Genomic DNA, 10,160 nt, shown 5'->3' with positions numbered 1-10,160 from the left:
CGCCGACCAGGCGACGGCCGAACAAGTGGCCATCGAACCACCCACACCCGTCCTGACCAGGTAATCACCACCTCCCGCTCAACGGGGGAACCTCAGAGGGCCGCAACGCGGAGCCGACCGCGGCGATCATAGACTCCCAGCCCATCCGGGGCTCCGCATCCGTGCCGGCCGCATCGCGGGGCTTCGACGGCGCCAAGAAGACCAACGGCCGCAAGCGGCACGTCATTGTGGACTGCCTCGGGCTGCTGCTGATGGTGCTGGTCACCCCGGCCGACGCCACCGACCGGGACGCCGCCTGCGGCATGCCGTTCCAAGTCGTCAGGAGCTGCTGGCGGAATCCGGATCTTGTCCATGACGGGCTCGAACCGGGTGCGGTCGGCGCATTGCCTCGGCGTGATGACCAGGGACGACGCCCGGCAGCGGCCCTCCGCGCTCAGGTGGATCTTGGTGGTTCGACCGCCTCGGGACCGTCCGGGCTGGCCCTGCGGTTCGCCCAAGTGGTGCGCTACCGGCCGGACAAGAGCCCCGCCGAGGCCGACACGGTGGCCTCCGTACGGGAGTTGGGTCCGGCGAAGTGCCGCAGGTCGAAACGCATTGTGCCGCAATGGGGGTTCACACACAGGGGCCGAACCAGCCATTCTCGATCCGGCCACCCTACTCCTCCGTCAACAGAGCGGCGACGGCTAGGTTGACCGTGACAACGAGAGGCGGCCGCCGGGTCGCCGGCGCCGCCCTGGCGAAAGGTGCCCGACATGCAGGTGAGCGTCGACCGGGACCGTTGCTGCAGCTCCGGCATGTGCGTGACGAACGCCCCCGCGGTCTTCGACCAGGACGACCGGGACGGTCTCGTGAGTCTCCGTCAGACCATCTTGCTGCCCGAGCAGTTCGACGACGTCAGACTCGCCTCCGAGCTCTGCCCGGGCCGGGCGATCACCGTCACCGGGGACGAGCCCGCGCGGACCGGGGCCTGACGGACCCCCGCCGCCGGCCCCGAGGGCCGCCGGGAACCTTCCCGGGCCCCGAACCCCACGAGAACACCCGCGACGTGAGGAGACCCCCGCCTTGACCACCGCACCCACCGCACCCACCACCCCCGTCCTCCCACTGCCGGCCCGGCACTCCGGCGGCTGCCCGTTCGGCCCGCCGCCCGTCTACTCCGAGGCCGCCGCCACCGGGCCGGTGACCAGGGCCGAGCTGCCCGACGGCGACCTCTGCTGGCTGGTCACCGGCTTCACCGAGGTCCGCACCGTGCTGTCCGACCGCCGGTTCAGCGCCGACATACGCCACCCGGCCTTCCCGCTACTGGTCGCCGGCGCCCGCGAACTGATCACCGACAATCCGGACTTCCTGCGGCTCGACGACCCCGAGCACGCCCGCCAGCGCCGCATGCTCACCGGGGAATTCCTGGTCAAGCGGGTGGAGTCGCTGCGCCCGGAGATCCAGCGGATCGTGGACGAGGCACTGGACCGGATGACCGCGGGCCGGACCACGGCCGACCTGGTCACCGACTTCGCGCTGCCGGTGCCCTCGCTGGTGATCTGCCTGCTGCTCGGCGTGCCGTACGAGGACCACAACCGCTTCCAGCGCCTGAGCCGCACGATGCTCAACCAGGAGAGCACCGTGGAACAGCTCCGGGAGGCCCAGGAGGAGGTCCGGGACTACCTGCGCGACCTGACGGCCCGCAAGCGCGGCCGAACTCCAGATCGCCCTGGAGACGCTGTTCCGCCGGCTGCCGGGGCTGCGGCCGGCCGGCGAGCGCGAGTTCCGTACCGAGTCGTTCATCTACGGGATGCGGTCACTGCCCGTGACCTGGTGAGCGGGGCCCAACGGAGAACTCTCAGTGGAGTGCCAGGCGGAGCTGTCCGGGCGGTCATGTGCGGAGCCAGATGACGAGAGCGGCCGTGGTGACGGTGCCGAGGTGGACGTGTCCGCGCTTGTCGTATCGGATTGCGACCGCTCGGGCGGGCTTGAGCTTGTCGATGGCCTTGCGCGTCTTGTACCGCTTCTCATCGAAGGCCGGTGGGCACCCGCCGCGTAAGCCTCTGCCCAGGCGGGCGGCCCGACTGTCCGCCCTCTCCCGGGATCGTGCGCCGAATGCCGCGCCTGCGCAGGTGGGCGCGGCACGGGCCGTTGCTGTACGCCTTGTCGGCGGCCTTCGTCTTTCACGGCACTGTCACCGTGGTCTCCGTCCGCCGGTGGCTCAGCCCGTGAGCGGGCGGATAGAACGGTGGCCGCCTGATTCGCTTCCCTGCCACGATCTGGGTGTGACCACGGTGTTCCTGATGGTCGGCCTGCCAAAGGCCGGAAAGACCACGCGGGCCCGACAGCTCGCCGCGGAGCACGGCGCGCTGCGCCCGACGCCCGACGCCCGACGCCCGACGACTGGACGATTCCCCTGTTCGGCGAGACGGAGGCCGACGGAAAGCGCGACGTGCTGGAGGGGCGCATGCTCTGGCTCGCCCTGGAGGCGGTCAGACTGGGCACCAACGTCGTCGTGGACTACGGCTGCTGGTCACGGGACGAACGGTCCGCGATCCGCCGGCTCGTGAAGGCCGAGGGGGCGTGCTTCCGCATGGTCTACCTGCCGGTGGACGAGGAGACCCAACGCGCCCGTATCGCCCACCGCCGGGCGACCACCCCCGAAGAGAAACCGCCGCTGTCCGAGGCCGACTTCCTGCAAGGGCGCGCGCACTTCGAGGCACCCGACGCGGCGGAGCTGGAGGGCCGCAGGATCGCCAGCCCCCCGCCCGGCTGGGTCGACTGGGTCGACTGGCGGGAGTGGGCCGCCGACCGGTGGCCCTCGTTCGCCTGACAGCCGCGGCCCACGACGACTCAGCCGTACCATCAGCCGTACCAGGCGTGCCCTGCACCAGCCCGAAATGATCCGCCGGACAGCCCCTGACGGGACTCGTCGGGCCGGTCGACGAACGCCGGCCCGAGAAGTGAACGACGTCAGCGGCAGCTGCGAACACACAGAGCGAGTTAGTGGTTGTTGTGACATTCCCCGGTCGACCGTCGCCGATCTCGGCCTCCTTCCCGACCCTGCCGCCCACGCCTCACGCCCGTCGAAGGGCGGTGTGCCACCACACAACTGCGCCCCCTCTTCCACACCTCTTCCTCTTCGCGGCGCTCGGAGTCATCGCCTTCCCCGGGCAGCAGCGTCCTCTCTGCTTCGGCGCCCACCCCCATCCGGGCCATCACTGCTGACCCGACGACGAGCAACGCCAACAGCATGACCAGCGCCGGTGGCTCCGTCCCGACAACGGCGCCACCGGTGCTGGCGCTGGGCACTCGAGAAGCAGGTGCACGGGGTGCCGCGGCCCACCGAATCCACGAGTGAGCATTCGAGCAGTCAGTGTGGTCGGCGGTCCGACGTCGGCCCGGCACCGCGCGTGTGCAGCAGCAACCCCTCCTCGGTCGGCGCTTCCCGGAATCGGCTCTGACCTCAGACCCACGTCTGGAGATCTGCAGTGAGCCAGGCTCGGGTGCCCGGCTGTCGTGGTCGGCACGTAGCGTGCGGCCACGACGATGAAACTGCCGGACGTTGGTTGCACACGGATCTCCCCGCCTGTCCGACGTGGGGAAAGCGGTGACGGCCGCCCTATCGGAGGCCCCCGCCCCGTTCGCCGTCGGCGCCACGGTGGTGCGCCGCGACGGCCGCCTCGGCAGGGTCACTCGTGTACGGCCAGGCGCTGGTCGCCTCGGATCGGGGGTGGTCAACCCAGCAGACCGAGGTGGTCAAGACCGCGGTAGGCCAGTTCGACGTCCGTCATGAGTCCCTTGCGGACGATCTCCTTGAACCGCTCGATGCTGACGAGCTCTACCGTGACGAACTCCATCGGGTCCAGGTTCTGGTCGGCGACGAGCACACAATCCCGGGCGACGAATCCGAAGCGTCGCGCGTTGCTGCGGGCGTCGTCCCAACAGGATCCGGCGAACTCGATGGTGCCCTTGTACCCGGTCTCCTCCAGGAGTTCGCGGGCTGCGGCGCCGGCGGGGTCCTCGCCGGGCTCGATGAATCCGCCGGGCATCTCGTAGAGGATCTCGTCGGGGCCGGGACGGTACTGCGTGGCGATGATGACCTGCATGTCGGGGGTCAATGCGAGCACGGCGGCGGCCGACGGCTCGCGGAGCAGGTACTTGTCCTTCTCGGTGCCGTCGGGAAGAAGGAAGGTGACTTGGTCGAGAGTCCTGCCCATCACCTCTCCCAGGGTGGTGCGGTTCTTCTCGACCCAACGCTCGGCCATGGATCTTCTGCCTTTCTCGTGGTGCTGCTCGACCGCCGGCGGATAGGCGGCCGGGGAAATGTCAGACGGTGTGCCCGAGTACGGTCCGGCTCTGGTGGATGAAGTCGTTCACTGCGACTTCCTTCGATCAGGGCTGGAGCAGGATGACGACGTCGCGCCGGTAGTCCCGGGCCCGGGCTGACTCGGCGCCTCCCAGGATGGTCAGAGCCCGGTGTCCGACGGACAGGCCACGGTCCAGGTCTCCGATCTGCAAGCGGACGCTGGCGGTGACGGCCAGGCGGATGCCGGCGGCCCGCGTGTACTGGTTCGACGGCATCGCGCCGGCCTGATCGCTCCGCACCAGGGCGTCCTTCGACGGCCCGAGGTCCTGGTGGATCCCGGTCGCGTCGGAGGCGAGCCGGGGGAACGAGTGGTACTCCAGCCACTGCGGGTCCCGGCCGTCGTCTCGGACGGCGGCATGAGGTTCTCGGCTTCACCCAGAGTCCGGAATGCTGCCGCGGTGTCTCCGGCCTTGCCGTGGGCCCGGGCCAAGGCCGGCTTGGCGAAGCTGAGCACGAGTGGGGCTGCGGTCCACTTGGCGTGGCTGTGCGCGCCCTGGGCCATGTCGACGGCCTCGCGGGGGAAGCCTCTGATCAGTGCCTGCAAGGCCATCGTGGTCAGGACGTAGCAGCCGCTCCCGGCGTCGCTGCCCGCCTTCGCCATCCTCAAGGCCTGGATGAAGTGGCATTGCGCCAGACCGTGGTGCCCCATGTCGAAGGCGCTCCAGCCGGCCAGCCGGGACAGTTCGGGTGTGACGGTGAAGAGCTGGCGGCCGATCGGCTCGCTGTAGGTGCCATGGAGCAGCGGGGAGGCGCGCTGGGCCAGGCAGGCGTTGACGGATGACAACTTCCAGTTGCCGCCGCCATAGCAGGCGTCCCACCGTCGTGCTTCCTTGGCCGTCTCGCGCGGTTCGTCGATGTCGGATTGACCGACCCGCCGCCCACCGGTCTTCACCGGCTCCACGGGGTTGACGAGCCGGCGGGCCATGGGGGTGGCATAGTGGGCGGTGCCGGACGCTGCTGCGCCGGTCAGAAGGGTGCGGCGGTCCACGGTGCTCCAGAACTCGGCAGCGACGGCCACAGCCTGTCTGCGGTCGCGGGAGAAGTCCAACCCGGTATCAGCATGCGCCGCGCTGGGTGCTGCCATGCCGAGGTCGGCCAGGCTGATGCGGCGGCCGAGCACTTCGGTGAGGAGCCTGGCGATCAGCTCCGGGGCCGGAGGACGGGGATCATTCCCTTGGCTGTCCAGTTGTCGCGGCTCGTGTGCGTGTACTCGCGCGGGTGTCCGCCCTGCTCACAGAGCTCGTTGAGCCGGTAGGTCAGTGACTTCCCGCTCGGGCCGGTTTCCTCGACGGGCCGCCTGGGGGTCTCGTTCGGCGTCCTGGCCCGGTCTTGCGCCTTCGCCGCGTCGTACCACTTTCGGATGATCACGCATTTCGCCCTCATGTTGACGGGGTGTACGAGCCTGGTGCTCTGACCGCACGGGTTCACCGGGTTGCCGCGCTCCTGCCGATGGCGGCTCAGCGATCGGCATCGGCGAGCGGTCCGGCCTTGGTGACAACTCCGGTCCACCAGTCCGGTCGATCGGTGGGCTGCCAGGAGACTTCCAGCTCTCGGTGGGTCAGCTCTTCGGCCCTGAGGTGGAGGGCAGCCTGGGCCGGCTCAGGCTCGCAGGTGGGGGCGGGGCGATCGAGGAAGCCGTCGGCGATGCCGCCCGGCGCTTCGAAGTACACGGCGAACCGCCACCGGTCTGGCGTGCGGTAGAGGACGAGTGTCTTCGGAGTCCCGATCGTGTGCCAGTACGGCTCTCTTCTGGTTCCCATGGAGGAAGTATCGGCAATCGCTGATCAGGCAGCGGTAGCCAGTACCCGGGGGTCGAGCCTGGTAGGCCCGTATGTTCAGGAGTCGCGTATTCGCCATAGCCGCCAGTCGATCGTCACTCTGTGTCGGCGCTCTGCGGCATGATGATCGCCGTGAACACCGAGATGCTGATAGATGTCTGGCAGCGGCTTCTTGCCGACCCTCGCAAGTCGTGGGTGCTGTTCGAGCATGGCACTTGTGTCGTGCTGACTGCTCCGGAAGGGAAGCTGGCTGAACAGGCCACCACCCTCCTGAAGGAGTTCGGCCCGGTGCATGCCGGATCTTCGGCAGGAGATTTTGGGGTGATCGACCTCAAGGACGCCGAAGGATGGGTCGTCACCGGGCACCACAACGACGTCCTTACCTATGTTGGCCCTGATGAGCCTCAAGATCAGTCGGAGATCGCTGTCGGGCTGTTCGGACGCTCCAAGCGCCATCGGGACGGCACAGAACTTCGCATCGTCCACGTTGAGGACAAGCGAGGCCCAGTCGACTCGGCGTGAGTGCTCACGTTTCACCGCTGGTGGTCACCCTGGGCGTATCGGCTCCAGGTGCCGCCGGCCTCGGTGACGAGCCGGGTGGCGGTTTTGTCGTGGTAGCCAAGGGCCTTGGCGATGACCGGCGTGGGGGCCTGGAGCCATCGATCTCACGGACCTGCACGTGTTCAGCCACGTGATCATTCTGACGGCCCGGTGCCGCGCAACATCCACGAGCTGCGCGTCACCTGCTTCGCTCTCCAGCTCGCCGCGGCCGACCCCGCGCGGCATCGCGACCAGGCCCACTACCGCCTCGCCTGTATCCAAGGCCGGGAGGACGCGCGGCCATGGGGCTGGACCGTCATCTGACCTCGTAGCCATCCGGAACGGGTTCCCGCCGCACCACGTCGGCCGTTTCACCAATGAGAGTGAGGGCTGCACCTCACTGCCCCCCCCTGTTCGTACAGGCCTTCGAGGCTGCCCGGCTCCGCTGATGGGGACAACTGGGTCGTCCCGGGGCTGTCCCCATCCACCTTCTCCCGCTCGCACCGTCCTCTTGGCCACTCTGAACGTGTGGGAGACGCCACCCCGGCGATCCCATCGGGTTCCAGCCGATCCACGCGCTTCGACCCCATCTCCCCCACGTTCGCTCTGGCCAAGGAGGCTCACATGTTGCGCCATCCGCAGTTCCTGAAGGACTTGGCAGCAGCCGCAACGTGGAAGGCCTGCAGAGCCGACTGCTCACGCTGCTGCCCGAGTGACCTCCGCTCACCACGCGGGCGCCTGCTCCGCACGCTGAGCGGCCCCCGCCTCACCGTCCCGGATGGTTCAGTCCAGAGCTCAGGGAATGTGAATCCGCCATGTTCATCACCGCCTCACCATCAGGCCGGAGGTCAGGCCGCTATCTCGGCCCGCAGCCGTGCCAGGGCGTCTCCCGCGCGCTCCCGGACTTCGGGCAGGTGACGGCCGGCCCGCACGACGTGCTGGAGCTGGTGCGGCAGATGGTGGAGGGTCGCCCCGTCGACCGCCGTGCCGAGTTGTTGCGCCGCTCCGGTCGGATCCCCCTTCCTCAGCAGCACCTCGCCGGCGGTGATCGCCGCGATGATCCACCACTGGGAAGTCGCTGCCGGACCGGCGACCGGCGCGTGGTCAAGTTGCCGGCTGGCCTCCGTAAATCGGCCCGTGCTCATCAGACCCCGAAGGCGGACCTCGTGGAGGGTGAACTCGGAGAAGAGGGAAGTGGGCGCCGCCTCGCCGAGAAGTCGGCGACCCTCCTCGATTGCGGCGTCGAAGGCGGCGGCTTTCCCGGCGGTTCCAGCCGCGCGGGCGAGCAGAACGACCGCCTCGGCTCGTTCGGTGGCGGTGCGAGCCGTGTCGCGGGCCTGCCCGAGCCGGTCAAGCGCACGCAGGTGCAGTCCGGCCTTGCGCAGCTCGTTTGCCGTGGTGGCGCAGGGCATTGGCGTGCAGGCCGGGATTCCCCAGGCACCGGGCGACGTTCATGCCCTTGCCGGTCCAGCGGGCGGCGGTGGCCACGCGTTCCTCCGGCAGGACGTGGCCGAGGGCGACGCCGAGGCCGACCCGGGCCCGGGCGAGCAGGCTCAGGGTGTCGAGGTCGGCGTGGCCGTCGGCGGTGCGGGCCTCCGGGCGGGCGATCTCGGCCAGGCGCAGCACGGATTCGGCGAGCTGGATGACGAGCTGGTGGTCTCCGTCCGCTTCGTCGGTGATGCCGAGGCAGTGCGGTGGGAGGCCGAGGAGGTCGGCGAGTTCTTGTTGCGGGAGTTCGTGGAGTTCGCGGTAGAGCTGGAGGATCTCGGGCAGGGCTCGGCGGCGCAGGATGTCCTGTGCTCTGGGGGTGGTCCGGTGCCAGCGGATGCCGCCGTAGGGGTCGTTCCGGTCACCGGTCAGGCCTGGTGGTGCAGTTCGTACCAGCGGGCGATGGAGTTCTTGTAGCCCTGCGGCATGGCCAGGCCGGGCACCTCGTCTCGGTGGAAGAGGCCTGCCTCCTTGTGTTCGTGGCTGACGACCGGGGCCTGGTCCGCGTCGGTGGCGGTGCAGCCGTAGGTGACGATGAAGACCTGGCGACCGGGGATCGGCTCGTACAACCACACGTCGAGGAGGGGGCCGGCGGTGGCCGTCCAGCCGCTCTCCTCGTGGATCTCGGTGACGACCCGTTCTTCGGGGGTTTCGGTACCCTCCAGCTTCCCGCCGGGCAGTTCCCACTCGTGGCGTTCGTTCTTGAGCAGCAGCACCCGCTGCTGGGGGTCGAGCACGACACCCTTGATGGAGATCGGGAAGGCCTTTGGCACGTAGGGATGTTCTGTCGCGGTCATCGCTTCTTCCGGGGCGCGTGGGCGGTCACGGGCGTGTCGAAGGTAGCAGTTGCGGACCGGCGCGATGCCCCGCAGTCCGGTGATCAGAATTTGACAATCCGTCACTTTCCATCCGGTGGATTGGACTTGGAGAGTGTGTCGCCTCCCATCCGCTCGGTTCCACGGGGGAGTCTCACCATGCCGTCGTTCGACATCAGTGGCATCAGCAGCGAGAAGTTCACTGCGGGCCGGCGGGCGGGCTGGAGCGAGCGGTCCGCGAGCAGGCGGGTGAGGCCTTACGCGAGGACGGCCTGCTGAGGCTCGCCAGGTTGGGCGGGCGAGACGACGTACTCCTCGCGGCCGGCCGGGTGATGTCCTCGTTGCGGCAGCGCCGGGATGCCGACCCGGACGGTCTCACCGTGATCCTCGACACCGGCCGCCACAGCGGGCGGCCGGGCTTCGCGGGCCTGGGGCGCGGCGCGCTGGCTCTGCACACCGAGTGCACGCAGCATCCGGATCCGCCGCGTCTGCGTCCTGCTGACGTGCGCGCGGGCCGGCGACAGCGGCGGGGAGATCCTGCTGGTGGACGGCCGGGCCGTCCTCGCCGAGCTGGCCGTGCAGCACCCTGGCGCCATCGAGGCATTCTCCGCGGAGCGAGCCGCCTACCTCGGCGGGGCCGAATGGCCGCTTCGCCCCGGTGGTCCAGCAGCTGCCCGCCGGGCGGCTGCGGCTGCGGCTGGCCCCTGGACATGGTGTCGTGCTGGACAACCATCGTCTGCTGCACGGCCGCACCGGCTTCTCGGGTGAGCGGCTGACACTGCGGGCGCTGGGCGATCCGCACCCTGCGCTCGGGCCGAGACCCGAGCGACCTGTCGGATGAAACCCGGGAGCTGATCCGGTCGGTCCTCATCGCGTAGAACGCGAAGCATCGCTCGGTCAGCAGCCACGCGGGCCGGTACGAGATGCGGGAGACCGTAAACGCGATCCTCCGCCAGGCCCGCACCGGATGCCGGTGGCGCTGTCCGCCCCCCCGACCTGCCACCCAAGAGCGCGGTGTACCACCACTTCGACACATGGCGCGACGACGGGACCGCCGAGACCATCCACGACCTGCCGCGCCGGCAGGTCCGCGCAAGCCGCAGGCGGCACGAGGACCCCACCGCGGTCTTCCCGGACTTAGCGGGGATGGCCGGTCTACTCACGGGGTAGGGGCGGTGCGGCACTCGCGGG

13 protein-coding genes and 1 pseudogene are annotated in these 10,160 nt (G+C 69.5%); 8 read left to right on the top strand and 6 right to left on the bottom strand.

All coding sequences use genetic code 11. The annotated features are described in order from the left end of the window. The first annotated feature begins 161 nt into the window (after nucleotides 1–161). From ACFRAR_RS36960 to ACFRAR_RS36945, 4 genes and pseudogenes are all read left to right on the top strand, one after another. The gene (locus tag ACFRAR_RS36960) at nucleotides 162–692 is read left to right on the top strand and encodes a hypothetical protein (RefSeq protein ID WP_380704526.1); all 531 of its coding nucleotides are present in this window, start codon (nucleotides 162–164) and stop codon (nucleotides 690–692) included. 60 nt (nucleotides 693–752) lie between these two features. Then, on the top strand, nucleotides 753–971 hold the full coding sequence (locus ACFRAR_RS36955; RefSeq protein ID WP_380704524.1) for a ferredoxin: 219 nt from the start codon (nucleotides 753–755) through the stop codon (nucleotides 969–971). A gap of 91 nt (nucleotides 972–1,062) precedes the next feature. Then, a complete protein-coding gene (locus tag ACFRAR_RS36950; RefSeq protein WP_380704522.1) occupies nucleotides 1,063–1,890 on the top strand; it encodes a hypothetical protein in 828 nt (275 codons plus the stop codon). A 374-nt stretch (nucleotides 1,891–2,264) separates the two neighbouring features. Continuing rightward, nucleotides 2,265–2,812 (top strand): annotated as a pseudogene (locus tag ACFRAR_RS36945) (AAA family ATPase). A gap of 904 nt (nucleotides 2,813–3,716) precedes the next feature. On the opposite strand, the gene ACFRAR_RS36940 reads toward ACFRAR_RS36945, so the two are convergent. The 3 genes from ACFRAR_RS36940 to ACFRAR_RS36930 all read right to left on the bottom strand — a co-directional run bounded on the left by ACFRAR_RS36940 (nucleotide 3,717) and on the right by ACFRAR_RS36930 (nucleotide 6,108). After that, nucleotides 3,717–4,247, bottom strand: coding sequence for an NUDIX hydrolase (locus ACFRAR_RS36940; protein WP_380704520.1), 531 nt, complete (start codon nucleotides 4,245–4,247; stop codon nucleotides 3,717–3,719). A 201-nt stretch (nucleotides 4,248–4,448) separates the two neighbouring features. Continuing rightward, nucleotides 4,449–5,468, bottom strand: coding sequence for a hypothetical protein (locus ACFRAR_RS36935; protein WP_380704518.1), 1,020 nt, complete (start codon nucleotides 5,466–5,468; stop codon nucleotides 4,449–4,451). Between the two features lie 337 nt (nucleotides 5,469–5,805). Further along, the gene (locus tag ACFRAR_RS36930; RefSeq protein ID WP_380704516.1) at nucleotides 5,806–6,108 is read right to left on the bottom strand and encodes a hypothetical protein; all 303 of its coding nucleotides are present in this window, start codon (nucleotides 6,106–6,108) and stop codon (nucleotides 5,806–5,808) included. A 138-nt stretch (nucleotides 6,109–6,246) separates the two neighbouring features. Between ACFRAR_RS36930 and ACFRAR_RS36925 the strand changes: the two genes are divergently transcribed. Further along, nucleotides 6,247–6,648 carry a hypothetical protein gene (locus tag ACFRAR_RS36925; RefSeq protein WP_380704514.1) on the top strand — a complete coding sequence of 134 codons (402 nt, stop codon included), beginning with the start codon at nucleotides 6,247–6,249 and terminating at the stop codon, nucleotides 6,646–6,648. 189 nt (nucleotides 6,649–6,837) lie between these two features. Beyond that, nucleotides 6,838–6,990, top strand: a complete 153-nt coding sequence (locus ACFRAR_RS36920; RefSeq protein WP_380704512.1) for a hypothetical protein — start codon at nucleotides 6,838–6,840, stop codon at nucleotides 6,988–6,990. Nucleotides 6,991–7,514: 524 nt separating this feature from the next. On the opposite strand, the gene ACFRAR_RS36915 is transcribed toward ACFRAR_RS36920, so the two are convergent. Beyond that, nucleotides 7,515–8,078, bottom strand: a complete 564-nt coding sequence (locus ACFRAR_RS36915; RefSeq protein ID WP_380704510.1) for a hypothetical protein — start codon at nucleotides 8,076–8,078, stop codon at nucleotides 7,515–7,517. On the opposite strand from ACFRAR_RS36915, the gene ACFRAR_RS36910 reads away from it, so the two are divergent. Beyond that, nucleotides 8,044–8,571 carry a hypothetical protein gene (locus tag ACFRAR_RS36910; RefSeq protein WP_380704508.1) on the top strand — a complete coding sequence of 176 codons (528 nt, stop codon included), beginning with the start codon at nucleotides 8,044–8,046 and terminating at the stop codon, nucleotides 8,569–8,571. The genes ACFRAR_RS36915 and ACFRAR_RS36910 overlap by 35 nt on opposite strands. Here the strand turns inward: ACFRAR_RS36910 and ACFRAR_RS36905 are convergent. Continuing rightward, nucleotides 8,523–8,927 (bottom strand): NUDIX domain-containing protein, encoded by a 405-nt coding sequence (locus tag ACFRAR_RS36905; protein ID WP_380704506.1) that lies wholly within the window; start codon nucleotides 8,925–8,927, stop codon nucleotides 8,523–8,525. The genes ACFRAR_RS36910 and ACFRAR_RS36905 overlap by 49 nt on opposite strands. 299 nt (nucleotides 8,928–9,226) lie before the next feature. Further along, complete coding sequence (locus tag ACFRAR_RS36900) at nucleotides 9,227–9,442, bottom strand: hypothetical protein (RefSeq protein WP_380704504.1); 216 nt, start codon at nucleotides 9,440–9,442, stop codon at nucleotides 9,227–9,229. 185 nt (nucleotides 9,443–9,627) lie between these two features. Here ACFRAR_RS36900 and ACFRAR_RS36895 point away from each other — a divergent pair, with 185 nt between their 5' ends. Further along, nucleotides 9,628–9,810, top strand: a complete 183-nt coding sequence (locus tag ACFRAR_RS36895) for a TauD/TfdA family dioxygenase (RefSeq protein WP_380704502.1) — start codon at nucleotides 9,628–9,630, stop codon at nucleotides 9,808–9,810. Nucleotides 9,811–10,160: the final 350 nt, after the last annotated feature.

Source organism: Kitasatospora sp. NPDC056651 (assembly GCF_042792155.1).
Lineage (GTDB): Bacteria > Actinomycetota > Actinomycetes > Streptomycetales > Streptomycetaceae > Kitasatospora.
The sequence above is the reverse complement of the archived record's forward strand: the minus strand, read 5'-3'. Positions and strand labels throughout refer to the sequence as shown.

Bases quoted from the DNA above. Each gene is read 5' to 3' on its own strand.
- ACFRAR_RS36955 (WP_380704524.1), top strand. From the start codon at position 753: ATGCAGGTGAGCGTCGACCGGGACCGTTGCTGCAGCTCCGGCATGTGC.
- ACFRAR_RS36940 (WP_380704520.1), bottom strand. From the start codon at position 4,247: ATGGCCGAGCGTTGGGTCGAGAAGAACCGCACCACCCTGGGAGAGGTG.
- ACFRAR_RS36930 (WP_380704516.1), bottom strand. From the start codon at position 6,108: ATGGGAACCAGAAGAGAGCCGTACTGGCACACGATCGGGACTCCGAAG.
- ACFRAR_RS36925 (WP_380704514.1), top strand. From the start codon at position 6,247: ATGATGATCGCCGTGAACACCGAGATGCTGATAGATGTCTGGCAGCGG.
- ACFRAR_RS36915 (WP_380704510.1), bottom strand. From the start codon at position 8,078: ATGCCCTGCGCCACCACGGCAAACGAGCTGCGCAAGGCCGGACTGCAC.
- ACFRAR_RS36900 (WP_380704504.1), bottom strand. From the start codon at position 9,442: ATGCTGCGTGCACTCGGTGTGCAGAGCCAGCGCGCCGCGCCCCAGGCC.